24 protein-coding genes and 1 rRNA gene are annotated in these 23,676 nt (G+C 71.0%); 16 read left to right on the top strand and 9 right to left on the bottom strand.

Going from position 1 to position 23,676, the window contains the following annotated elements; translation table 11 throughout:
* Positions 1-215: 215 nt before the first annotated feature.
* Genes AOM46_RS14290 through AOM46_RS14275 form a run of 4 tightly spaced genes read right to left on the bottom strand, consistent with a single transcriptional unit; the run spans position 216 to position 4,986 of the window.
* Complete coding sequence (locus AOM46_RS14290) at positions 216-551, bottom strand: DUF3099 domain-containing protein (protein WP_062210984.1); 336 nt, start codon at positions 549-551, stop codon at positions 216-218.
* Positions 552-600: 49 nt separating this feature from the next.
* Positions 601-2,013, bottom strand: coding sequence for a tyrosine--tRNA ligase (gene tyrS / locus AOM46_RS14285; protein ID WP_062210981.1), 1,413 nt, complete (start codon positions 2,011-2,013; stop codon positions 601-603).
* A gap of 52 nt (positions 2,014-2,065) precedes the next feature.
* A complete protein-coding gene (locus AOM46_RS14280) occupies positions 2,066-3,466 on the bottom strand; it encodes a metallopeptidase TldD-related protein (RefSeq protein WP_062210978.1) in 1,401 nt (466 codons plus the stop codon).
* On the bottom strand, positions 3,463-4,986 hold the full coding sequence (locus AOM46_RS14275) for a TldD/PmbA family protein (protein ID WP_062210975.1): 1,524 nt from the start codon (positions 4,984-4,986) through the stop codon (positions 3,463-3,465). Before AOM46_RS14275 ends, AOM46_RS14280 begins: the two co-directional genes overlap by 4 nt.
* Before the next feature lie 317 nt (positions 4,987-5,303).
* On the opposite strand from AOM46_RS14275, the gene fabG reads away from it, so the two are divergent.
* Positions 5,304-6,023 (top strand): 3-oxoacyl-[acyl-carrier-protein] reductase, encoded by a 720-nt coding sequence (gene fabG / locus AOM46_RS14270; RefSeq protein ID WP_062210972.1) that lies wholly within the window; start codon positions 5,304-5,306, stop codon positions 6,021-6,023.
* 2 nt (positions 6,024-6,025) lie between these two features.
* A complete protein-coding gene (gene fabI, locus AOM46_RS14265) occupies positions 6,026-6,805 on the top strand; it encodes an enoyl-ACP reductase FabI (RefSeq protein ID WP_062210968.1) in 780 nt (259 codons plus the stop codon).
* A gap of 711 nt (positions 6,806-7,516) precedes the next feature.
* On the opposite strand, the gene AOM46_RS14260 is transcribed toward fabI, so the two are convergent.
* Positions 7,517-8,182 carry a FadR/GntR family transcriptional regulator gene (locus AOM46_RS14260; RefSeq protein ID WP_062210965.1) on the bottom strand — a complete coding sequence of 222 codons (666 nt, stop codon included), beginning with the start codon at positions 8,180-8,182 and terminating at the stop codon, positions 7,517-7,519.
* Between the two features lie 75 nt (positions 8,183-8,257).
* Here AOM46_RS14260 and AOM46_RS14255 point away from each other — a divergent pair, with 75 nt between their 5' ends.
* From AOM46_RS14255 to AOM46_RS14245, 4 genes are all read left to right on the top strand, one after another.
* Positions 8,258-9,541 (top strand): MFS transporter, encoded by a 1,284-nt coding sequence (locus AOM46_RS14255; protein ID WP_062212548.1) that lies wholly within the window; start codon positions 8,258-8,260, stop codon positions 9,539-9,541.
* 16 nt (positions 9,542-9,557) lie between these two features.
* Complete coding sequence (locus AOM46_RS35845; RefSeq protein WP_267887803.1) at positions 9,558-9,674, top strand: SGM_5486 family transporter-associated protein; 117 nt, start codon at positions 9,558-9,560, stop codon at positions 9,672-9,674.
* 175 nt (positions 9,675-9,849) lie between these two features.
* The gene (locus AOM46_RS14250; RefSeq protein ID WP_062210962.1) at positions 9,850-10,032 is read left to right on the top strand and encodes a hypothetical protein; all 183 of its coding nucleotides are present in this window, start codon (positions 9,850-9,852) and stop codon (positions 10,030-10,032) included.
* An 86-nt stretch (positions 10,033-10,118) separates the two neighbouring features.
* Positions 10,119-10,637 carry a histidine phosphatase family protein gene (locus AOM46_RS14245; RefSeq protein ID WP_062210959.1) on the top strand — a complete coding sequence of 173 codons (519 nt, stop codon included), beginning with the start codon at positions 10,119-10,121 and terminating at the stop codon, positions 10,635-10,637.
* A 22-nt stretch (positions 10,638-10,659) separates the two neighbouring features.
* On the opposite strand, the gene serB is transcribed toward AOM46_RS14245, so the two are convergent.
* Positions 10,660-11,868 carry a phosphoserine phosphatase SerB gene (serB, locus tag AOM46_RS14240; RefSeq protein ID WP_062210956.1) on the bottom strand — a complete coding sequence of 403 codons (1,209 nt, stop codon included), beginning with the start codon at positions 11,866-11,868 and terminating at the stop codon, positions 10,660-10,662.
* Positions 11,869-12,140: 272 nt separating this feature from the next.
* Here serB and AOM46_RS14235 point away from each other — a divergent pair, with 272 nt between their 5' ends.
* From AOM46_RS14235 to AOM46_RS14215, 5 genes are all read left to right on the top strand, one after another.
* On the top strand, positions 12,141-14,615 hold the full coding sequence (locus AOM46_RS14235; protein ID WP_078856819.1) for an FHA domain-containing protein: 2,475 nt from the start codon (positions 12,141-12,143) through the stop codon (positions 14,613-14,615).
* A gap of 173 nt (positions 14,616-14,788) precedes the next feature.
* Positions 14,789-15,937 carry a GAF domain-containing sensor histidine kinase gene (locus AOM46_RS14230; RefSeq protein WP_062210951.1) on the top strand — a complete coding sequence of 383 codons (1,149 nt, stop codon included), beginning with the start codon at positions 14,789-14,791 and terminating at the stop codon, positions 15,935-15,937.
* Complete coding sequence (locus AOM46_RS14225; RefSeq protein ID WP_062210948.1) at positions 15,930-16,562, top strand: response regulator transcription factor; 633 nt, start codon at positions 15,930-15,932, stop codon at positions 16,560-16,562. Before AOM46_RS14230 ends, AOM46_RS14225 begins: the two co-directional genes overlap by 8 nt.
* Before the next feature lie 175 nt (positions 16,563-16,737).
* The gene (locus tag AOM46_RS14220; RefSeq protein WP_062210946.1) at positions 16,738-16,977 is read left to right on the top strand and encodes a chaplin; all 240 of its coding nucleotides are present in this window, start codon (positions 16,738-16,740) and stop codon (positions 16,975-16,977) included.
* A 156-nt stretch (positions 16,978-17,133) separates the two neighbouring features.
* On the top strand, positions 17,134-17,373 hold the full coding sequence (locus AOM46_RS14215) for a chaplin (protein ID WP_062210943.1): 240 nt from the start codon (positions 17,134-17,136) through the stop codon (positions 17,371-17,373).
* 58 nt (positions 17,374-17,431) lie between these two features.
* On the opposite strand, the gene AOM46_RS14210 is transcribed toward AOM46_RS14215, so the two are convergent.
* Positions 17,432-18,223 (bottom strand): hypothetical protein, encoded by a 792-nt coding sequence (locus tag AOM46_RS14210; RefSeq protein ID WP_062210940.1) that lies wholly within the window; start codon positions 18,221-18,223, stop codon positions 17,432-17,434.
* 132 nt (positions 18,224-18,355) lie between these two features.
* Between AOM46_RS14210 and AOM46_RS14205 the strand changes: the two genes are divergently transcribed.
* The 3 genes from AOM46_RS14205 (at position 18,356) to AOM46_RS14195 (ending at position 20,701) form a co-directional block, all read left to right on the top strand.
* Positions 18,356-19,147 (top strand): ABC transporter ATP-binding protein, encoded by a 792-nt coding sequence (locus AOM46_RS14205; RefSeq protein ID WP_062210937.1) that lies wholly within the window; start codon positions 18,356-18,358, stop codon positions 19,145-19,147.
* Positions 19,148-19,238: 91 nt separating this feature from the next.
* Positions 19,239-19,661 (top strand): NfeD family protein, encoded by a 423-nt coding sequence (locus tag AOM46_RS14200; RefSeq protein ID WP_062210934.1) that lies wholly within the window; start codon positions 19,239-19,241, stop codon positions 19,659-19,661.
* A gap of 68 nt (positions 19,662-19,729) precedes the next feature.
* Positions 19,730-20,701, top strand: coding sequence for an SPFH domain-containing protein (locus tag AOM46_RS14195; protein ID WP_062210931.1), 972 nt, complete (start codon positions 19,730-19,732; stop codon positions 20,699-20,701).
* 70 nt (positions 20,702-20,771) lie between these two features.
* On the opposite strand, the gene AOM46_RS14190 is transcribed toward AOM46_RS14195, so the two are convergent.
* Positions 20,772-21,299 (bottom strand): HNH endonuclease, encoded by a 528-nt coding sequence (locus AOM46_RS14190; protein ID WP_062212545.1) that lies wholly within the window; start codon positions 21,297-21,299, stop codon positions 20,772-20,774.
* A gap of 164 nt (positions 21,300-21,463) precedes the next feature.
* A complete protein-coding gene (locus AOM46_RS14185) occupies positions 21,464-22,003 on the bottom strand; it encodes a YbhB/YbcL family Raf kinase inhibitor-like protein (protein ID WP_062210928.1) in 540 nt (179 codons plus the stop codon).
* Positions 22,004-22,087: 84 nt separating this feature from the next.
* Between AOM46_RS14185 and AOM46_RS14180 the strand changes: the two genes are divergently transcribed.
* Positions 22,088-22,759 carry a DNA-3-methyladenine glycosylase gene (locus AOM46_RS14180; protein ID WP_062210925.1) on the top strand — a complete coding sequence of 224 codons (672 nt, stop codon included), beginning with the start codon at positions 22,088-22,090 and terminating at the stop codon, positions 22,757-22,759.
* Positions 22,760-23,099: 340 nt separating this feature from the next.
* Positions 23,100-23,676 (top strand): 16S ribosomal RNA (locus tag AOM46_RS14175); the annotation flags it as partial.

The following is a 23,676-nucleotide window of genomic DNA, read 5'->3' as shown; positions in this document are numbered from 1 at the left end:
TTCGGATGCCGCGACGCCACCCATACGACCAAGACGCTGACTGGGGTCGGAACATGATCGACGCCGGGCAGCCACGGGGGGAGCCGCCCGGCGTCGTTCTGTCGCTCCGACGGGGGATACGGAGCGCCCTTGAAGTATGACACGCGTGCGGGTGGTCATTGCAGGGGAATGACCCAATTGATGTGAGCCGTCTTCCAGATCGCCGCCCGGAAGCGTCAACTCCGCTTCTGCGCTTCCTGTTGTGCGGGCGGCAGCGCCCGCGTCGCGGAGGGGGCGGCGAGGGCCGAGGGCAGCGACGGCACGTTCTCCCGGCCCGCGTTGGCGATCACCACGGCGACATAGGGCAGGGCGACGCCCAGCGCCAGGGTGACGACCGCCAGCGGCAGGCTGACGTTCCACAGCAGCGCGGTCAGCAGCACCGCGACGGTGCGGATCACCATCGCCACGATGTAGCGACGCTGTCGCCCTCTGACATCGTCGTCCAGGCTCTGCCGGGCACCGGTGATCCGGTAGACCGTGGAGTCCTTCTCGTCCTCGCGCCAGCGCGCCATCTCACATCACCCCGCCCCAAAGTACGCCACCGCCGCGCCGGGGGCCGAGTCACCCCAGCAGCTGGGCGAGCTTCCGTCCGGCCTTGAGGTAGACGCCGGTGGGCTGCCCGGCCGGCGCGTCTCCGGTTCGTTCCGCGACCACCTCGGCCAGCGGGCGCAGCGCGTCCGCCTCGGGAAGCACCTCGGTCCGCTGCCCGTCCGCCCCCTCCAGCACCAGGCGCAGCCCGTTCTGCTTCGCCAGCCGACGGGCGGCCGACGCGCTCGGGGTGAATTCCAACACCTTGGTGAGGACGGTGGCGACCGTCTCGGCGCCGTGCTCGGCGAGCGACAGCTCGGGCAGGCTCGCCACGTCGGCGAAGCTCCTGCGGGAGAACTGCGCGGTGAACGCCTCGCGCGCCGCCATCGCCGCCTCCACCCCGTGGAGCGCGGCGACCACCTCTGCGGCCAGCAGCTTCTTCAGATCCATCGGGTGCAGCGTCGAATCCGCCAACCGGCCGTTGACCAGGGCGAGTTCGGCGTCCGTCCACTCCGTCCAGGCCCGCAGGTAGGGTTCCATCAGCCGGTCGGGAATGGACATGATCTTGCCGAAGACCTCGCCGGGCGCGGCGTTCAGGCCCACGTAGTTGTCCTTGGACTTCGACATCTTGGCGCCCGAGCCGTCGGTGCCCTCGATCAGCGGCATGCCGACGATCAGCTGCGGCGCGAGGCCGTGGATCTCCATCAGCCGGCGGCCCATCTGCATGTTGAGCAGCTGGTCCACGCCGCCCAGCTCGACGTCCGCCTCGATCTCGACCGAGTCCGTCGCCATCGCCACGGGGTAGATCAGCTCCGACATGGTCAGCCCGTGGCCGCCCTCAAGACGGGTCCTGAAGTCGTCGCGCTGGAGCAGCGAGGACACCGGCACCTGGGCCAGCACCCCGATCAGCGCGGGGAGCGTGATGCCCGCCAGCCACTCGCTGTTGTGCCGCAGCCGCACCTCGTCGAAGTTGAAGAACGGGCGCACCTGGTCGCCGTAGCTGGCCAGGTTGCGCGCGATGTCCTCGTCGGTCAGCGGGGGGCGCTCGGCCGAACGGCCCGACGGGTCGCCGATCTTGGCGGTGGTGTCGCCGATGATCAACGTCACCTCGTGGCCCATCCGCTGGAAGCGGCTGAGCACCGTCATCGGCACCGCGTGGCCCAGGTGCACGTCGGCGCCCGTCGGGTCGATGCCCAGCTTGACGCGCAGCCCGCGCCCCGCGGCCCGGGCGGCCTCGATCCGCTCCGTCAGCGCCTCCGCCGACGGCAGGACCTCGACCGCGCGGGCCGCGATCAGCTCCGCCTGTTCCCGGGGCGACAGATCGGACAGGTCCAGATAACGCCGCGTCCCCGCCTCCTCCAGCAACTGCCGGACGGTGGTGTCGGAGGAGAGGTCCTGAGCCAGCAGCGCACTGGCGCGCTGCACGGATTCGCCGAGGCGTGTCACTTTGTGGTCCTGCCGGTCGTGTCGTGTGGGGCGAGAGCCGATTCTACGAGGGTCAGACTCCCGGGCTCACGGAGCTCATATGGAACTCGGGCACCCGCAGCGCCGGCGTGGCCACGCGCGGGAAGTAGTCGCCCCACTCGCGCGAGGTGGTCCGCTCGGTGCGGCCGGCCTCGGTGGCCCGGGCCAGGACCTCGACGGGCGACTCGTTGAAGCGGAAGTTGTTCACCTGCCCGACCACCTCGCCCTTCTCGATCAGCAGCACACCGTCCCTGGTCAGCCCGGTGAGCAGCAGGTTCTTCGGATCCACCTCGCGGATGTACCAGAGCGAGGTGACCAGCAGCCCCCGTTCGGTGTCGGCGACCAGCTCCGGCAGCGTGCGGGTGCCGCCGGCGTCCAGCGTCAGGTTGTCGATCACCGGGGCCAGCGGGAGCCCCGTCAGCTCGGCGGTGTGCCGGGTGGTGGGCAGCGCCCTCAGCACCCCGTCGGCGATCCAGTCGGTGCGCGCCAGCGGCAGCCCGTTGTCGAAGACCGAGTTGCCCGCGAAGAACGAGGCCGTGGACGAACGGGAGAGGACGAACGGCGTGGCCGTCAGTCCGTCGGCCGTCGGGTCGCTGGAGAGGGTGAACGGCAGCTCGGTCAGCCGCTCCCCGACCCGGGTGCCGCCGCCGGGACGGCTGAAGACGGAGCGCCCCTCGTGGCTGCGGCGCGCCTCCGTGGTCATGTGCTGGTAGATCGTGAGGTCCGCCACCGAGGTGGGCGGCAGCAGCGTCTCGTACCGGCCGGGCGGCAGGTCGACGGTGCGCTCGGCCCAGGCGAGCCGCTGCGCCAGCGCGGCGTCCAGGGCGGCGATGTCGACATCGGAGAAGTCGCGGGTCGGCGCGTTGCCGTAGGAGGAACGCCGGCGTCCGTCGGACTTGGCGTTCAGCTCCAGATGCCCCGTCGGCTGGTCGTACCGCAGCCGCAGCCCCGTCGAGCTGCCCAGATAGCTGGAGACCACCTGGTGTTCGGCGAAGCCGAACAGCTCCCGGCCCTCGCTCGCGGCCCGGGCGAAGGTCTCGCCCAGCGCGGGGGCGAACTCCCGGAAGACATCGGACGAGGTCTCGGCCGGCGGCGCCGCGAAGTCCGGGCTCGGCTCGCCGCCCTCGACCAGCGGACGGGCGTCCTCGGCCGGCGGGGACTGGCGGGCCGCGTCCTCGGCGGCCCGCACCAGCTCCTCCAGCTCGTCGTCCCTGACCGCCGAACGCGACAGCACCCCGGCGGCCACCCCGGTCGCGCCGCGCACGGTGGCGATCACCGTCAGCTGACTGCCCCGGGTGACCCCGTTGGTGGTGAGCGTGTTGCCGGCCCACCGCAGATTGGTCGAGCTGTGCTCGTCGGCGATCACCACCATGCCGTCCGTCTCGGACAGCGCCAGCGCGCGCTCGACGATCTCCTGCGGTCTGCTGACGGTCATCGGCCGGCCTCCTGAGTGGTGTTGAGAACGTTGACGGAACGGAACAGCGCCGAGGGGCAGCCGTGCGAGACGGCCGCGGTCTGGCCGGGCTGGGCCTTGCCGCACATGAAGGAGCCGCCCAGCAGATAGGTCTCGGGGCCGCCGACGGCCTCCATCGAACCCCAGAAGTCCGTGGTGGTGGCCTGGTAGGCGACGTCCCGCAGCTGCCCTGCCAGCCGCCCGTTCGAGATACGGAAGAAGCGTTGCCCGGTGAACTGGAAGTTGTAGCGCTGCATATCGATGGACCACGAGCCGTCGCCCACCACATAGACGCCCTCGTCCACCCGGGAGATCAGCTCCTCGGTGCCGGGCCCCGCCGGATCGGGCTGGAGTGAGACGTTCGCCATACGTTGCAACGGCACATGCGCGGAGGATTCGGCGAACGCGCAGCCGGTGGAGCGGTCGGCGCCGGTGAGCGCGGCGGTGCGGCGGTCCGTCTGGTAGCCGACCAGCACGCCGTCCCGCACCAGGTCCCACGACTGGGCGGCGACCCCCTCGTCGTCGAACCCCGTGGTCGCCAGGCCGTGTTCGACCGTGCGGTCGCCGGTGACCCGCATCACCTCGGAGCCGTAGCGCAGCGTGTTCAGCTGGTCGGGGGTGGCGAACGAGGTGCCGGCGTAGGCCGCCTCGTAGCCCAGCGCGCGGTCCAGCTCGGTGGCGTGGCCGATCGACTCGTGGATGGTGAGCCACAGATTGGTCGGATCGATCACCAGGTCCAGCGGCCCCGGGGTCACCGAGGGCGCGGCCATCTTCTCCGCCAACAGCCCGGGCATGGTGGCGAGTTCGTCGTCCCAGTCCCAGCCGGTGCCCGTCAGGTACTCCCAGCCGCGGCCGACCGGCGGCGCCAGCGTCGACATGGTGTCGAACCGGCCCGTCGACCCGTCCACCGAGGTGGCCGTGAGCCCGGGGTTGAGGCGCACCCGCTGCTGGGTGGTGACCGTGCCGGCGGTGTCCGCGTAGAACTTGTTCTCCTGGACGGCCCACAGCTGGGCGTCCACATGGCTGATGCCGTCCCCGGCCAGCAGCCGCGCGCTGAAGTCCGCGAGCAGTTCGATCTTCTCGGCGTCCGGCACGTCGAACGGGTTGATCTCGTAGGAGGAGATCCAGGTCTGCTCGCCGTGCGACGGCTCGGGGGCCAGCTCCACCCGCTCGGCGGACCCGGCCGCCGCCGTGACCCGCGCGGACAGCTTCGCCATCGCGACGGCCTGCGCCGCGACCCGGGCGGCGCCGTCCATGGTCATGTCCACCCCGGCGGCGAACCCCCAACTCCCGCCGTGCACCACGCGCACCGCGAACCCGATGGTCGTGGTGGACGCCGCGCCGGACGGGCGGGCGTCCCGCAGCGACCAACGGCCGCTGCGCACCGACTCCAGGCGGAAGTCGGCGTGCTCGGCGCCCAGGGCCCGCGCCCTGGCCAGGGCGGCGTCGGCCAACGGGCGTAGCGGTAGCGCGAGAAACGCTGGATCGATGGTTCTGGTCACGGTGTCTCCTGTCCTGGGCCGTCACCGGGCCCGTCCGGCCGGCCTCGTCGGCCCGCCCGCGTCGAGGGGGTCACCCCCGAGCCCTACCCGGCGTGTTGGTGCGCGGACGCAGCAACAGGGTGATCATCGTCGCCAACAGCGCCCGGGCCAAGGCGTTTCGACCGCCGGCGAGGCGCCAGGACGCGTCCGTGGGCGGCGCGCGGGCTGTGGAGACCCCACAGTCGGACGGGGTGCCGGCTGTCATGCCTCGGTTATCGCGCGAGAGAGCCGAGGGACTAGCGTTGTCGGAAGCACACGAACACGAAAGAGGTGGTCCCTTGAGCCGCTCGGTATTGGTGACCGGAGGCAACCGCGGGCTTGGCCTGGCCATCGCGCGCGCTCTGGCCGAGGCGGGTGACAAGGTCGCGATCACCTACCGCTCCGGCGAACCGCCGCAGGAGCTGGTGGAGTTGGGCTGCCTGCCGGTGAGGTGCGACATCACCGAGCCGGAACAGGTGGAGCAGGCCTACAAAGAGGTGGAGACCGCGCACGGCAAGGTCGAGGTGCTGGTCGCCAACGCCGGTGTCAACCGCGACCAACTGCTGCTGCGGATGTCCGAGGAGGACTTCACCTCCGTCCTGGACACCAACCTCACCGGAACGTTCCGGGTGGTGAAGCACGCGGCCAGAGGAATGCTGCGGGCCCGTTCCGGCCGCATCGTGCTGATCTCGTCCGTCGTCGGCCTGTTGGGCTCGGCCGGGCAGGCCAACTACGCCGCCTCCAAGGCCGGCCTGGTCGGCTTCGGCCGCTCCCTGGCCAGGGAGCTGGGCTCGCGCAACATCACCTGCAACGTGATCGCGCCCGGGTTCATCGACACGGACATGACGAGGGAGCTCACCGAGGGCCAGCGCGACGCCATCATCGGCAAGATCCCGCTGGCCCGCTACGGCGCGGCCGAGGAGATCGCCGCCACCGTGCGTTTCCTGGCGTCGGACGAGGCCGCGTACATCACTGGAGCCGTCATTCCCGTTGACGGCGGATTGGGCATGGGGCACTGAGCATGAGTGGACTTCTCGCGGGCAAGCGGATCCTGGTCACCGGCGTTCTCACCGAGTCCTCGATCGCCTTCCACACCGCCAGGCTGGCCCAGGAGGAGGGCGCCGAGGTGGTGCTCACCGGCTTCGGCCGGCTCTCCCTGGTGCAGCGGATCGCCAGGCGGCTCCCCAAGCCGGCGCCGGTGATCGAGCTCGACGTCCAGAACAAGGAGCATCTCGCCGGGCTCGCCGACCAGGTCCGCGAACACCTCGGCGCGGGCGTCGGCCTGGACGGCGTGGTGCACTCCATCGCCTTCGCCCCGCAGGACGCGCTCGGCGGCAACTTCCTCAACACCGAGTGGGAGTCGGTCGCCACGGCCGTCGAGGTCTCCGCCTACTCCCTGAAGTCGCTGACGATCGCGCTGCTGCCGCTGCTGGAACAGCGCGGCGGGTCGGTCGTGGGCATGGACTTCGACGCCCAGGTCGCCTGGCCCAAGTACGACTGGATGGGCGTCTCCAAGGCCGCCCTTGAGGCCACCTGCCGCTATCTGGCACGGGACCTGGGAGACCGGAACGTCCGGGTCAACCTGGTCTCCGCCGGCCCGATCAAGTCGATGGCGGCCAAGTCCATCCCCGGCTTCGAGGAACTGGCCGACGTGTGGAACAGCCGCGCCCCCATCGGCTGGGACCTCGCCGACCCGGAGCCGGCCGCGCGCGGCGTCGCCGCCCTGCTGTCGGACTGGTTCCCCAAGACCACGGGCGAGATCGTCCACGTCGACGGCGGCGTCCACATGATGGGAGCGTGACGCCACCCGCGTGCCCGCGCACCCGGCCTGACCGCCACCACCCCCGGGCCGGGGGTTCTCCTTGCCCTCCGGCCCGGCCAGGGCTGGGGCTTTTCCCCGGCCCCGGCCAGGCCAGGGCCGCTGTTTGACGTTCGACGCCCACCCCGGCCGGGCAACCGGACCCACCGGGTGCGGCCTGCGGCCTGTGTTCGCCTGATGTCTGTTCCGGCCCGGGTTGGGCCGGTGTTGGCTTGGTCTTCAGTCTGGTTGGTTCGCCGGGGGCGTTGGGAGCGTGCGGTCGGTGTCCCCTTCCGGCCGTGTTGCCGGGGGCGGCTGGTTCCCTCGGCTCAACGGGCGCGGCCGGCGGTCGGGTTGGTTGGCCCGCTCGGGCCGTGGGGGGCGTTCGCGCGGGCTCCGGTCCGGTCGGTTTGCCGGTGGTCGCCTGACGTCTGTTCCGCCCGGTTTGGGCCAGTGTCGGCTCGGACTTCAGTCCGGTTGGTTCGCCGGGGGCGTTGGGAGCGTGCGGTCGGCGTTCGCTTGGCTCGTTCGGGCCGCCGGACGGGGCCGACGTTCGACCCGGTCGGTCCGCCGGGGGCGATGGTGCGGCCGGTGGTCGTTTCCGTTCAACGGAGGGATCGGACCGCATGGTTGGCGGCACGCCCTGCCCCTGGCAGGGGCAGGCGGGACCCGCCCGGCCGGCGCGGCCAGCGCACCGGGTGGCCAGTGCAACGATCAGCGGTGGCAGACGAGTGCGTAGGAGCCCGCTTCGGCGGCAGCCGTCTCCGCGTCGGCGGCGCGGATGGCGGTGAGGAGGCGGCCGTGGTCGACATGGTCGGCGGGGCGCAGTTCGTCGCCCACATCATGGCGCAAAAACGTCCTGACCACGGCGCCGAGATCGGCGTAGAGCGCCGTCAGCACCTCGTTGTGCGAGGTCTGCACCACGGCCATGTGGAAGGTGGCGTCCGCCTCGACGAAGCGCTCGACGTCGCCGGTGGCCCAGGCCGCCTCCCTGCGGGCCAGCAGGGTCTCCAACTGCCGTAGCTCGCGCGGCGTTCGGCGCCGCGCCGCCAGCCGGGCGGCGGACGCCTCCAGCGTGCTGCGCACCTCGGCGACGTCCCTGGCCTGTGCCCCGGCGAACCTCCGGTGCATCACGCCGGCCAGTTCGCTGGTCGCCGCCACATAGGTGCCCGAGCCCTGCCGGATGTCCAGCAGCCCGTTGTGTGCCAGCGCCCTGATCGCCTCGCGCACCGTGTTCCTGGCCACACCGAGCTGTTCCACCAGCTCGGGCTCCGTCGGAATGCGTGATCCGACGGGCCATTCGCCCGAGGTGATCTGCAGGCGCAGTTGGCTGATCACCTGGTCCGCCAACGCTGCGCGACGCGGCGCGGTCAGTGACATGACTCTCCCCGATGCCGACGTCCACGGGCCCAGCCCGTGAACGTGGATTCATCCCATGATTCTATGATGAGGTTCATGGGACCCACGCGGACTGACCGTACTCTGCGCCGAGCCGCCGCGGTCGTCGAACGAGCACAGCCCGGCCATCCCGTCGCCCCGGCGACCGCCGGCCGTTGGCTGATCGCTCTCGCACTGGTGCTCACCGCCATCAACCTCCGACCCGCCATCTCCGGGCTCGGCCCCGTCCTCGCCGAGGTCCGCGCCGACCTGGGGATGAACGCCACCGTCGCCGGCCTGCTCACCTCCGTGCCCGCGCTCTGCTTCGCTGTCTTCGGGTTCGCCGCGCCCCGGCTCGCCGGCCGCTTCGGGCCGGTGCGGATCGTGGTGCTCGGGCTCTGCACGATCAGCGTGGGCCTCGGACTGCGCGCCCTGGCCGGCAACACCGTCGTCTTCCTGGCCACCAGCGCGCTGGCGCTGGGCGGCATCGCGGTCGGCAACGTGCTGATGCCGGTGCTGGTCAAACGCTTCTTCCCGGACCGGATCGGGCCGGTCACCGGCCTCTACTCCATGGGTCTGGCCGTCGGCACCTCGGCGGCGGCCGCCTGCACTATCCCGCTCGCCCGCGCGGTCGGCGGCAACTGGCGTGCCGGCCTTGCCGGTTGGGCCGTGCTGGCGGCGCTCGCGCTCATCCCCTGGGCCGTGCTGCTGCGACGGGCCAGGAGCCGCGCCGCCCGCCGGGACCCCCTCCCCGGCAGGGCCACGGTGGCCACCGCGCCGCCGCCCCGGATGCGGCGTTCCCGGACCGCCTGGGCGCTGGCCGTGTTCTTCGGCCTGCAGGCCACCGCCGCCTACATCACCATGGGCTGGCTTCCCCAGATCTACCGCGACGCCGGGGTCTCCGCCGGCACCGCCGGGCTGTTGCTGGCCCTCGTCATGGGGCTGAGCGCGCCGCTGAGCTTTCTGATTCCCGCGATCGCGACCCGGATGCGCAGCCAGGGCCCGCTGGTGATCGCCATCGGCCTGTGCTCGCTGGCCGGTTATCTGGGCCTCTGGCTCGCGCCGGCCGGCGGCGCCTGGCTGTGGGCGGTGCTGCTCGGCGTCGGCAACGCCGCCTTCACGGTGGCGCTGGTGATGATCGGCCTCCGTTCCCGCTCCGGCCCCGGGGTGATCCGGCTCTCCGCGTTCGCGCAGAGCGTCGGCTATCTGCTGTCCGTGCCGGGCCCGCTGTTGGTCGGCGCGCTCAACGAGGCCACCGGCGGTTGGGACGCGCCGCTGCTGCTGATGACCTGTCTGCTGCTGGCCCAGATCACCTGTGGGGTGCTCGCCGGTCGGGACCGCTGTGTGGAGGACGGTCACTGAGTGCGAGACTGGTGTCATGCCAGTGCTTGATCCGAACCCCCGCAACGGCCAACGTTCCCTGCTGCTGATCCTGGGAGCCATGCTCGCCGTCACCGTGGTGATCGGTGTGATCGCCACCCTCGCCTCGCCCTGACCCGTCGGGGTGGGGCCAGCCCCACCATCCCCTAGGGGGCTGGGTTCAGGGACGACTGGGTGGCTCACCGGATGGGCCGCGGCCGTCGGGGTCCGTAGATTCGTGGTCATCGCGCAGGCCCCGCAACCGGCGGATTCGTGCCGCACCCGCGCCCCCCACGGATGGAGACCGCGTCATGACCGCTCGCGCCCAGTCCGCCGACCAGGAGATCCGCCTGCGCTGGTGGGCGGTCGCCCTGCCGGTCGCCGTCTTTGTCGCCCTGCTCGCGCTGCTCACCGCCGGCGGCCAGAGCGAGAGCGCCACCGGTCTTGAGCCGGCCACCAGGTTCCTTGAGCACCTGCACTCCGCCCTGCTCTGACCCGCCGACAGATCACGCCCGAGCGCGGCGGCGCGGATGCCCAACGCCCCGCGCCCACCGGTGCGTTTCGTGCGAAGCTGGGGCACATGAGCGTCAAAGCTGCCCGCAGGATCGTTCTTCTCCGACACGCCAAAGCCGACTGGCCCGAGGTCGCCGACCACGACCGACCGCTCGCCGAGCGGGGCCGGCACGACGCCCGCACCGCCGGACTGTGGCTGGCGGACGCCGGGATCACCCCCGACCTGACTCTCTGCTCCACCGCCGTGCGCGCCCGCGAGACCTGGAAGCTCTTCGCCTCCGAGCTGACCAGCCGCCCCAGGACCGCCTATGACGACCGGCTCTACGAGGCGTCCCCCGGCGAGGTGATCGCCGTGCTCAACGAGGTGGACGACGCGGTCGGGGATCTGCTGGTGGTCGGCCACAACCCGACCACCCACGCCCTCGCCGACCTGCTCGCCGGCACCGCCGAAGGGGACACCCGCGCCCGGATGCACGCCAGCGGCTACCCCACCTCCGCCCAGGCCGTGTTGACGCTGACCGGGCCGTGGAAGTCCGTGGAGCCGGGCGTGGCCCGGCTGACCGCCTTCTGGACGCCGCACGACTGAGCCGGCCGCCCGGGCCGACCGTTCAGCCCTGCGCGTCGGCCGCCTCCACCTCTTCCCTGGTGATGCCCAGCAGATAGAGCACGGTGTCCAGAAACGGCACCGTGACGGCCGTGTGCGCGGCCTCGCGGACCAGTGGCTTGGCGTTGAACGCCACCCCGAGGCCCGCCGCGTTCAGCATGTCCAGATCGTTGGCGCCGTCCCCGATGGCCACCGTCCGGGAGAGCGGCACCCCCGCCTCGGCGGCGAACCGGCGCAGCAGCGTGGCCTTCCCCGGGCGGTCCACCACCTCACCGGTGACCCGTCCGGTGAGCTTCCCGTCCACCACCTCAAGAGTGTTGGCGGCCGCGAAGTCAAGACCCAGGTGCTCCCGCAGCGCGTCGGTGACCTGGGTGAACCCGCCGGAGACCACGCCCACCTGGCAGCCGAGCCGCTTCAGCGTGCGGATCAGGGTCCTGGCGCCCGGGGTGAGCCGGACCTCGGCCCTGACCTTGTCGACCACCGACTCGTCGAGCCCCGCCAGCAACGCCACCCGCTGGTGCAGCGACTGCTCGAAGTCCAACTCGCCGCGCATCGCGGCGGCCGTCACCTCGGCGACCTGCTCCTCGCAGCCCGCGTGGGCGGCGAACAGCTCGATCACCTCGTCCTGGATCAGCGTGGAGTCCACGTCCATCACCACCAGCCGTGGCGCCCGGCGCTGCAGCCCGGAGGACACCACGGCGATATCGACCCCGCTGGCCGCCGCCTCCTTGGCCAACGCGGTGCGCAGCGCCTCGGTCGGCACCCCGGACACGTCGAACTCCACGGCGGTGACCGGGTACTTGGCCAGCCGGTAGATCCGGTCGATATTGCCGCCGGTGGCCGCTATCCGGGCGGCCACCGCGGCCGTCGTCGAGGCCGTCAACGGATTGCCCAGCACCGTCACATGGCTGCGCCCGGTGCCGCGCGAGGGGTTGTCGCCCGTGCCGGAGATGATCTCGGCGGCCAGCCCGGCGCCCTCGGCCCAGGCGTGCACGGTGGCCCGCAGCCCGCCCTCGCCGCTCCCGGCCGGCTGGCGGATGAGGACGCAGAGCGTGATCCGTCCCCTGGTGACCACCTGCTCGATGTCGATCACATCCACCTGGAAGGTGGCCAACGTGCGGAAGAGACCAGCTGTCAACCCCGGGCGGTCCCTGCCGAAGATCTTCACCAGCAGCGTGGGGGTTTCCTGGTCAGCCGTGTGTACGGAGGTCATGGTGAGGCCAACGTTAGCGGCTCGCGAGGAGCCGGCGGCGGCACGGTCCGGCTGCCGGACACCCCCGGTCCGGCCAGCGCGAACACCTTCCGGGAACCCGCCGCGACGGCGTCCAACGTCACGGTGCAGCCCACGCTTCGCGACAGCTTGGTGACTTTCGGGGGGCGACTTCCCGTTTCGCGCCGGAGCCTGGAATAGTTCCCCAACGATGTTCAACCATCCCTAGACTTCCGGCCGGAGGTCACTCGGGGGACAACTTTGTGGGGCATGGAGTGCCGGAACTCGTACTCGAATTGAACGGTCAAATCTGGACATTGGACCCTACCAGGTCATACAGCCTCGGTAGAGATCCCCAGGGCGACTTCGTCCTTCAGGACGCTCGCGTGTCCTGGCGTCACGCGACCGTGCGGTGGGGTGGTCAGGGCTGGGTGGTGGAGGACCACGGCAGCACCAACGGGACCTACGCGCAGGGCCAGCGCGTGCAGCAACAGGCATTGGCGCCGGGCTCCGTCATACATCTGGGGAACGCCACCGACGGGCCCCGCCTGGCGTTCTCCCTGGGCGGCGCGGCGCCCTACCAGTCGCAGCAGGCCCCCGCGATGCCCTACCAGCAGGGTCCGGACCCGGTCGCCGCCGCGGGCGGGCCGCCGCCCCAGCACCAGCCGCCGTTCCAGCCGCCCGGCGGCCCGCCCGCACAGCAGCCCTCCGGCGGTCCCGGCGACCAGCAGCGGGGCGGCAGCCACGGCGCGACCAGCCTGCACCGGCTCAACGTGGGGCAGGTCACCCGCATCGGTCGTGCGCTGGAGAACGAACTGGTGGTCTCCGACCTCCAGGTCTCCCGGCTGCACGCCGAGTTCCTGGCCCATCCCGACGGCAGCTTCGAGATCCACGACCTGGGCAGCCACAACGGCACCTATGTCAACGGTCAGCAGCTGCCCAAGAACGGCCGGGTCAGCCTCGGGCCCAACGACACCGTCGGTATCGGCCACTCCACCTTCCGGCTGGTGGGCAACCAGCTGCAGGAGTTCGTCGACACCGGTGAGGTCTCCTTCTCCGCCCGCCATCTGACCGTGCAGGTCAACAACGGGCAGACGACCATCCTCAACGACGTCTCCTTCGGCGTCCCGGAGAAGTCGCTGATCGGCGTGATCGGCCCGTCCGGATCCGGCAAGTCCACACTGCTGCGCGCGCTCACCGGCTACCGTCCGGCGACCTACGGCGAGGTGCTCTACGACCACCGGAACCTCTACACCCACTTCGCCGAGCTGCGCCACCGCATCGGACTGGTCCCGCAGGACGACATCCTGCACACCGCGCTGCCCATCCGGCAGGCGCTCCGGCTCGCCGCCCAGCTGCGGTTCCCCGGCGACGTCGCGGTCGCCGAGCGCGACAACCGGGTCGAGGAGGTGCTGGCCGAGCTGAAGCTCGTGCCACACGCCGACAAGCGGATCTCCTCCCTCTCCGGCGGCCAGCGCAAGCGGGTCTCGGTCGCCCTCGAACTGCTGACCAAGCCCTCGCTGATCTTCCTCGACGAGCCCACCTCGGGCCTCGACCCCGGCATGGACCGGGACGTGATGAAGCTGCTGCGCGGGCTCGCCGACGACGGCCGCACCGTGCTGGTCGTCACCCACTCCGTGGCCGAACTCGGCCTCTGCGACCGGGTCCTGGTGATGGCCCCCGGCGGCGGCGTCGCCTACTTCGGCCCGCCCGACGAGGCGCTCAACTTCTTCGGCTACGACAGCTGGGCGGACGTCTTCTCGGCCTTCGAGAACTACCGCGACTACGACTGGATGGGCCGCTGGCGCGGCTCCCAGCACTACCAGATGTACGCGGCCGACCTGGACGCCGTGCAGCCGCAGGCCGCGTTCCATCCCATGGGCGCCATGCAGCAGAAGGCGCAGACCTGGGGCTCCCAGGTGCTGACCCTGATGCGCCGCTACTCCGCCGTGATCCTCGCCGACAAGGGGTTCCTCGGCCTGACCATCGCGCTGCCCGTCATCCTGGGCCTGGTCAGCCTCGCCATCCCGGCCGACTCGGGGCTCGGCTACGGCCCCGTGGAGAACGGGCTGCGCAACGGCGACGCCAGCATCGTGCTGCTGGTGCTGGTGGTCGGCATGTGCTTCTCCGGAGCGGCCAACGCCGTCCGGGAACTGATCAAGGAACGGGTGATCTACGAGCGAGAGCGGGCCGTCGGCCTCTCCCGCTCCGCCTACCTGATGTCCAAGGTCTTCGTTCTCGGCATCGTCACCGTGCTCCAGGGCTCGATCCTCTGCGTCATCGGCCTCGCCCCGCGCGAGATGCCCGAGGAGGGCGTGCTCTTCACCAGCTCGCCGGCCATCGAGATGAGCCTGGTGATCATGACCCTGGGCTGCACCTCGATGATGATCGGCCTGGTCATCTCCGCGCTGGTCCGCACCTCCGAGATGACCATGCCGCTGTTGGTCATGATCTCCGTGGTCCAACTGGTCTTCACCGGCGCCCTCTTCCAGGTGCACGGCACCCTCGGCGTCGAACAGCTGGCCTGGCTGATGCCGTCCCGTTGGGCCCTCGCCGGCACCGGCACCACCGTCGACCTCAACACGTTGACGGCGTCGCCGACCGACGCACCCGATCCCGACCCGCTCTGGAAGCACGAGGCCGGGTACTGGCTGCTCGACGTCAGCGCCCTGCTGGTGCTGGCCGTCATCTGCGGTCTGCTGGTGATGAAGTTCCTCCGTCGGCACGAGCCCGAGGTCATGCGCGCCTGAGGCTCCCGCCGCACCCGACGGGCGGTGGCCCCCCCCACGACGGGGGGCCACCGCCCGTTCCCGTTCCCGTTCCCGCCGTTCCCGTTCCGTCCCGGGACCTAGGCCGAGCGCCGCACCCCGGCCGGGCCCGGGCCCGATCCGGTCGCGCCGACGGGCGCGCTACCGTTTCGGACATGGGCCCACGCACGGGGCTCGCCGCGGTCAGCGCGGCGCTGCTCGCCATGAACCGCACCCTCGCGGTGCACGACGTCCTCCAGACGATCGTGCGCTCCGCCAGGGAACTGCTCGACGCGCGCTATGCCGCGCTCGGCATCCCCGACGGCAACGGCGGCTTCGCCCAGTTCTTCGTGGACGGCATCAACGACCGCCAGTGGCGGGCCATCGGCCCCCTGCCCCGGCAGCACGGCATCCTCGCCGCCATGCTCTCCTCGGCCACCCCCGTCCGGCTGGCCGACGTCCGCCTCGACCCCCGCTTCGAGGGCTGGCCGGCCGCGCACCCCGAGATGAGCGACTTCCTCGGCATGCCCATCGCCGACGGCGAGGCCGTGCTCGGCGCGATCTTCCTCGCCAACAAACGCTGCCCGCCCGGCGGGCCGCAACCCGACGGCTGCGCCTTCACCGGCGAGGACGAGGAACTGCTCAGCCTGCTCGCCGAACACGCCGCCATCGCCCTCGGCAACGCCCGCCTCTACGAACGCGGCCGCGAGCTGACCATCGCCGACGAACGGGCCAGACTCGCCCACGAACTGCACGACGCCGTCGCCCAGAAACTGTTCTCGCTCCGGCTGACCGCCCAGGCCGCCAGCACCCTCCTCGACCGCGACCCCGAACGCGCCAGGGAAGAGCTGCGCCAGGTCACCGACCTCGCCGCCGAGGCGGCCGAGGAACTGCGCGCCGCCGTGATCGAACTGCGCCCGGCCGCCCTGGAGGAGGACGGCCTGGTCGCCACCCTCCGCGCCCAGACCCAGGTGCTCGACCGCGCCCACCCGGCCGCCGTCAGCTGCGACTGCCGCGATATCAGGGCGCTGCCGGCCGCCCAGGAGGCCGCGCTGCTCCGGGTCGCCCAGGAGGCGCTGCACAACGCCCTGCGCCACGCGGCGCCGAAGGCCGTGGACGTTCTCCTGACCCGAAGGGGCGGCGCCACCCTGCTGCGGATCAGCGACGACGGCGTCGGCTTCGACCCCGACGCGATGCGCGCCGCCGGGCGCCATCTCGGCCTGGTCTCCATGCGCGACCGCGCCGCGTCCGTCGGCGGCCGGCTCACCGTACGATCGGCGCCCGGCAAGGGCACCGTCATCGAGATGGAGGTGCCCGGTGGCTGACGCCATTCGCGTACTGATCGTGGACGACCACCAGGTGGTGCGGCGCGGACTGCGCACCTTCCTTGAGGTCCAGGACGATATCGAGGTGGTCGGCGAGGCGGCCGACGGCGCCGCGGGCGTCGCCAGTGCCCAGGAACTGCGCCCCGACGTCATCCTGATGGACGTCAAGATGCCCGGCACCGACGGCGTCGAGGCGCTTCGTCAGCTGAGCGAACACGGCAACCCGGCCCGGGTGCTGATCGTCACCAGCTTCACCGAACGGCGCACCGTGGTGCCCGCGCTGCGCGCGGGGGCCGCCGGCTATGTGCACAAGGACATCGACCCCAGCGCACTCGCCGGCGCCATCCGTTCCGTGCACGCCGGCCATGTGCTGCTCCAACCCGAGGTCGCCGGCGCGCTGTTGGCCCAGGAGAGCGGGGGCGGACGCCCCGGGGCGCTCACCGACCGGGAGCGCGAGGTGCTGGCGCTGATCGCCAGGGGCCGCGCCAACCGCGAGATCGCCCGCGCCCTGGTGCTCTCCGAGAAGACGGTCAAGACCCATGTCTCCAACATCCTGATGAAGCTGGACCTCGCCGACCGCACCCAGGCCGCCCTCTGGGCGGTCCGGCACGGAATCTCCGACTAGCACCCTTCGGGCCCCGCCCCGCGACCGTCCGACAACCGTCAACTCGGCTCTTCATACCATCGGGTGACCCTCGCACGAATGGCGTATCCACCGTCGGTCCCCGCCGTTCTTGATGGCGTGCCCTGGCAACCCCGCCACGGGCATGCCCATCACCAAGAACACAGAAGGACCCACTGTGAACAACCTCAAGAAGGCCGGCGCCGTCGCTCTCCTCGTCGGCGGGATCGCCGCCACCGGCGCCGGGGTCGCCCAGGCGGACAGCGCCGCCGGCGGCGCCGCCTTCGGTTCGCCCGGCGTAGTGTCCGGCAACAACGTGCAGGCCCCGGTCCACGTTCCGGTCAACGTCAGCGGCAACACCGTCAGCGTGATCGGTCTGCTCAACCCGGCGTTCGGCAACCTCGCCGTCAACAACTGACCCCGACGCGCGGCACCGTCACCGCCCGCGCGCGTTGATCCGAACGGGCGTATCGGGCCAAGGGCCCGTGCCGCCGCAGCGGTCGGCGCGTTGTGCAGCGCGCGACTCCGTCGGACGGGGTCGCGGCTCAGCATTCGTCCAGGAGGAACGCAACTCATGAACACCGCGAAGAAGGCCGCCCTGGTCCTGGCCGCCACCGGTGCGGCCGTCGGCGCCGCCGCCGGAACCGCATCGGCCGACTCCGGCGCCGCCGGTGCCGCCATCGGCTCGCCCGGCGTCGTCTCCGGCAACGTGATCCAGCTTCCGGTCCACGTCCCGGTCAACGTCAACGGGAACACCATCAACGTGGTCGGTCTGCTCAACCCCACCTTCGGCAACGCCGCCGTCAACAACTGACCCGGCCAGCCACCGAACGGCCCCCGGAACCCCTGGTTCCGGGGGCCGTTCCACGTCGCTACTCGGCGCGCTGCCGCTCCAAGTCCTCCGCGTAGGCGTTGTACGATGCCACCCGGGCCCGCCGCGCCGCCCGCTCCACCGGGCGCAGCAGCGCGTCCCGGCGCGCGATCTCCGCCGCGCTGACCGCGCCGACCGGCTCGCTCACCTCCGCGATCCCGACCAGCGCCGCCACCCGGTCCGCCAGCTCCAACACCCGCATGGCGCGCGGCGGATACCCCGGCGCCAACACCTGCCGCCCGCGCTCCATCCGCGCCCGATAGGCGGCCAGCGCGGCCTCCGCCACCGGCCCCGAGCCCGCCACGTCCAGCAGCGTCAACGCCTCCGTCGCGTCCCGCAGCGCCTGCCCCAGCTCCCGCTCCGCCTCACCCAACGACGGCACATCGGCCGGCGGCCCCTGGCGCACCTCGAAGACCCGCCACACCACCTCCGTCAGCACATCGCCCGGCGGCCCCACCTCCGACACCTCGGGCACCAACCCGAGCGCGGGCCCCACCACGACCACCGCCTCCCCGGCCACCAGCGCGGCCTCGTTGAACGCCGGCGGCCCCGAAAGCCCCAACGGATGCCCCGGCGCCGGCAGCGCGATCCGCAGCCCGACGGCACCCAGCGCGCGCAACCGGCCCAGCGCCAGGGTCAGTCCCACCGGGCCCGACTCGCCCGGCACGCCCACCACCCGGTGCGCCGCGTCGTCGTCCACCGCTCCCGTCACCGCGTCATCGGGTGACACCAGTCCGGCCAAGAGTGCGTTTCCCCAGGCGGCCAGCCGCCCCACACGAGGTTCCTCCCACATGCCATCTACCTTAGGGAAGAAACCGGAACAACCCGCCTGGCGCTCGATGACGAGGACGGGTGGCGTAGGTTTTGTTCCGGGGAAGTGCCCACAGGCACCGAAACGGCGATTGCAAGGGGAGAGACCGCGCGCATGAGCGATGTACTGGAGCTGGTGGACGTATCCGTGGTCCGCGAAGGCCGGGCTCTGGTGGACAAGGTCTCCTGGTCGATCGCCGAGGGCGAGCGCTGGGTGATCCTGGGCCCCAACGGAGCCGGCAAGACGACGCTGTTGAACGTCGCGTCCAGCTATCTGTTCCCCACCACGGGCACCGTCCAGATCCTCGGCGAGAAGCTCGGCGGGGTCGACGTCTTCGAACTCCGCCCCCGCATCGGCATGGCCAGCAGCGCCCTCGCCGACAAGCTCTCCCGCCGGCAGACCGTCCTCCAGACCGTGCTCACCGCCGCCTACGGCATGACCGCCGGCTGGCAGGAGAGCTACGACGAGATGGACGAGCGACGGGCCCGCGCCTTCCTCGACCGCCTCGGCATGAACGACCTGCTCGACCGCCGCTTCGGCACCCTCTCCGAGGGCGAACGCAAGCGCACCCAGATCGCCCGCGCCCTGATGACCGACCCCGAGCTGCTGCTCCTCGACGAGCCCGCCGCCGGCCTCGACCTCGGCGGCCGCGAGGATCTGGTGCGCCGGCTCGGCCGGCTGGCCCGCGACCCCTACGCCCCCTCGATGGTGATGGTCACCCACCATGTCGAGGAGATCGCCCCCGGCTTCACCCATGTCCTGCTCATCCGGGGCGGCCAGGTGCTGGCGGCCGGCCCGCTGGACACCACGCTGACATCGGCCCAACTCTCCCGCTGCTTCGGCCTGCCCCTGGTGGTCGAACGCCAGGGCGACCGCTGGACGGCCCGGGGCCTCCCGCTGTCCTGATCGGTCAGCCCTGCTCGGCCGGTCCTGACCGATCAGCCCTGACCGGTTAGCGACCTATCCCCGACCCCCACCGGCGAATTACCATGGCCGGGTGGACTTCTGGGTGTGGTGGCTGATCGCCGCCGGAGGGTTCGGCATCGCGCTGGTGCTCACCACGATGCCCGAGCTGGGCATGCTCGGCGTGGGAGCACTCGCCGCCGCGGGCGTCGCCGGAGTCACGGACAGCCTGGCGATCCAGGTGGTCGTCTTCGCCGTGGTGTCCACCGCGCTGATCCTCGCGGTCCGCCCCATCGCCCGCCGCTCCCGCCACCAGCCACCCGAGCTGAGCAGCGGGATAGACGCCCTGCGCGGCCGGTCCGCCCTGGTGCTGGAGCGGGTGGACGCCACCAGCGGCAGGATCAAGCTCGCCGGCGAGGAGTGGTCGGCCAGGTCGCTGGGCGACGAGGACTCCTACGAGCCAGGCAGTCAGGTCAGCGTCGTCGAGATCGACGGCGCCACCGCCGTCGTGATGTGATGGCTGTCCGCGACACGCAGCTGTCCCGACAATCGTCCCAACTCAACTAGCAGCAGGGGGAGTACACGATGGACGCCATCATCATCGTGCTGATCATCCTGGTGGTGCTTGTCGTCATCGCGCTCGTCCAGACCATCCAGGTGATCCAGCAGGCCAGCGCGGCCATCGTCGAGCGCTTCGGCCGCTACACCCGCACCCTGAACGCCGGCCTCAACATCGTCGTTCCCTTCATCGACCGCATCCGCAACCGCATCGACCTCAGGGAACAGGTCGTTCCCTTCCCGCCCCAGCCGGTGATCACCCAGGACAACCTGGTGGTCAACATCGACACGGTCATCTACTACCAGGTGACGGACGCCAGGGCGGCGACCTACGAGGTCTCCAACTACATCCAGGCCATCGAACAGCTCACCGTCACCACCCTGCGGAACATCATCGGTGGCATGGACCTGGAGCGGACGTTGACCTCCCGCGAGGAGATCAACGCGGCGCTGCGCGGGGTGCTCGACGAGGCCACCGGCAAATGGGGCATCCGCGTCAACCGCGTCGAGCTGAAGGCGATCGAGCCGCCGACCTCCATCCAGGACTCGATGGAGAAGCAGATGCGCGCCGACCGCGACAAGCGGGCCGCGATCCTCCAGGCCGAGGGTGTGCGACAGTCCGAGATCCTTCAGGCCGAGGGCGCCAAGCAGTCGGAGATCCTGCGCGCCGAGGGTGACGCCAGGGCGGCGGCGCTGCGCTCCGAGGGTGAGGCCCAGGCGATCCGCACCGTCTTCGAGGCGATCCACGCCGGCGACGCCGACCAGAAGCTGCTCTCCTACCAGTACGTCCAGATGCTGCCCAAGATCGCCCAGGGCGAGTCCAACAAGCTCTGGATCGTGCCCAGCGAGATCGGCGAGGCGCTGAAGGGCCTCGGCGGCAACCTCAGCCGCTTCGCCGGCACGGGGGACAACGACAACGGCGGTGGCGGCGAGCCCGGCAACGGCGGCTCCACCCTGGACAAGCCCCCGGCCCCGCGCGAACGCCCGCGCATCGAATAGCCGGTCGGGACAGTCGACGAGGGTGCGGCCCGGGAGACAACTCTCCCGGGCCGCACCCTCGTTCACATTCTCAGGCCGCCACCTGCGGAGCCCCGACCCGCACCGTCAACCAGTGCGGCAGCGACGCGCCTTCCGTCCAACTGTCCACGGCCAGGACCAGGGCGTCCGCCGGAGTGGGCTGGAACGGCTCGGCCAGCAGCCGCATCCCCGCCTCGGCCGGCGTCCGGTTCGCCTTACGCCGGTTGTCCTCGGCACACGCGGCGACGGTATTCAGCCACGTGTCGCCACCACCCCGCGAACGGGGCACCACATGGTCGATCGTGGCGGCCCGCCGCCCGCAGTAGGCACAACGGTGACGGTCCCGCACCAGCACACCCCGGCGTGACCAGGGCGCCTGTTGTCGGAACGGCACCTTCACGAAACGCCGCAACCTGATCACCTGGGGCACCGGCAGATCGACCGCGGCCCCCCGCAGCCGCAGCCCGGGCAGCGCGTGCTCCACCACCGCCTTGTGCTGCAACACCAGCACCACGGCCCGCCGCGTGGACACCGTCGACAACGGCTCATAACTCGCGTTCAACACCAGGGTCCGCCGCACCCCGACCACCTCCCCGTTCCCGCACCGCCCGTTGGCGGGCCGACACCCACTGTGCCGTCGCCCCCCTGACCGAACAACGCAATTTCCCGGGGTGCTTTCCCCGGGTACAAGGGCAGGGGTCCGGGGGAGTCGGCGCGGGAACGGAGGGCCGGTGGACCGAGCGGTCAGCCGGCCGCCGGCACCTCGTACTCGGCGATCAGCTGGGCACGGCCCACCGCGTGGAACCGCAGCATGAACCCGACCTGGGCGGGCGTCGCGTTCTCGTCCGGGCCCAGCTTCTCGGAGTCCACCGCGTAGACGGTGAACACATAGCGGTGCGGCCCGTCCCCGGGCGGCGGCGCCGCACCGCCGAAGTCCCGGGTCCCGTAGTCGTTCCGCACCCGCACCGCGCCCGCCGGCAGACCGGCCCCGTCGGCCCCGCCGGCGCCGGCCGGCAGCTCGGTCACGGAGGCCGGGATGTCGAACAGCACCCAGTGCCAGAACCCGCTCCCGGTGGGCGCGTCCGGGTCGTAGCAGGTCACGGCGAAGCTGGCGGTCCCCTCGGGGAAGCCGGACCAGCTCAGCTCCGGCGAGCGGTTGCCCCCCGCGTGCACCTGCGCCTCCGGCAACGCCCCGCCGTCCTGGAAGTCCGGACTGGTCACGGAGAACGAGGCGACCGGCGGATGGAAGTCATGCGGCAGAGGGCGACGACGCAACTCGGACATAGGACTGGAAACCTCCACGTCGAACGGTTCGCTGGCGCCGTTAGCCTAGTCAGCCAGACCGTTCCACCGACCCGATTGAGCAACGTGCCGAACCCACCCGCCGACCAGCCCCTGCCCCGCGCCTTCTTCGACCGCCCCGTGCTGGAGGTGGCGCCCGACCTCCTGGGCCGCACCCTGGTCCGGACCACGGAACAGGGTGTGATCACCCTGCGGATCACCGAGGTCGAGGCGTACGCGGGCGAGATCGACCCCGGTTCGCACGCCTTCCGCGGGCGCACCCGCCGCAATGCCTCGATGTACGGCGAGCCGGGACACGCCTATGTCTACTTCACCTATGGCATGTGGCACTGCCTCAACCTGGTCTGCGGCCCCGAGGGCCATGCCAGCGGGGTGCTGCTCCGGGCCGGCGAGATCCTTACCGGCACGGAGCTGGCCCGCGCCCGGCGGGCGACCGCGCGCAAGGACGCCGAGCTGGCCAAGGGCCCGGCCCGGCTGGCGACCGCCCTCGGGGTGGACCGGGTCCTGGACGGCACGGACATCTGTGGCGACGACCCGGCGGCCCCCCTCGGCGTGCGGGTGGGCACCCCGGTGCCCGCCCGTCGCATCAACTCGGGCCCCCGCACGGGGATATCGGGCCCGGGCGCGGTCCATCCCTGGCGCTACTGGGTGGCCGACGACCCCACGGTCAGCCCCTACCGGGCCCACCAGCCACGACGCCGCACGGCCAAACTTGACGCCGGGGCCACCGGGTCGTAATGTGGATCGAGTCGCCTGAAGCAGGTCCTCCAGGGAGCGTGTCGCAAGACCCTCCGGAGATGCTTCAGGGGCGGTCTACTACCTTCAGCAACAAATTTCCCTCCCGGGGGTTCTTTCGGTACGCCGAAAACAGCCCCCAAGGAACCGGATTAGGCGCTGGCCGGGAAATCGGTTAACGTAGTGGACACACCGAAGGGAAAGCCCGGAGGGCCTTGGAAGAGGTTCGAAGGAAGCGTCCGTTCCTTGAGAACTCAACAGCGTGCCAAAAGTCAATGCCAGATTTTTGTTGTATTTTTGCGAGGATGTTCGAACATCCTTCGTGAGATGCCTTTTGTAGACATTCACGGAGAGTTTGATCCTGGCTCAGGACGAACGCTGGCGGCGTGCTTAACACATGCAAGTCGAACGATGAACCGGTTTCGGCCGGGGATTAGTGGCGAACGGGTGAGTAACACGTGGGCAATCTGCCCTGCACTTTGGGATAAGCCCGGGAAACTGGGTCTAATACCGGATATGACCAACTGTCGCATGGTGGTTGGTGGAAAGCTTTTGCGGTGCAGGATGGGCCCGCGGCCTATCAGCTTGTTGGTGGGGTGATGGCCTACCAAGGCGACGACGGGTAGCCGGCCTGAGAGGGTGACCGGCCACACTGGGACTGAGACACGGCCCAGACTCCTACGGGAGGCAGCAGTGGGGAATATTGCACAATGGGCGCAAGCCTGATGCAGCGACGCCGCGTGAGGGATGACGGCCTTCGGGTTGTAAACCTCTTTCAGCAGGGAAGAAGCCTTGCCTTTTTGGGTGGGTGACGGTACTTGCAGAAGAAGCACCGGCTAACTACGTGCCAGCAGCCGCGGTAATACGTAGGGTGCAAGCGTTGTCCGGATTTATTGGGCGTAAAGAGCTCGTAGGCGGCG

The sequence above is a fragment of the Streptomyces sp. NBRC 109706 genome (assembly GCF_000974485.1).
Taxonomy (GTDB): Bacteria; Actinomycetota; Actinomycetes; order Streptomycetales; family Streptomycetaceae; genus Streptomyces.
The sequence above is the reverse complement of the archived record's forward strand: the minus strand, read 5'-3'. Positions and strand labels throughout refer to the sequence as shown.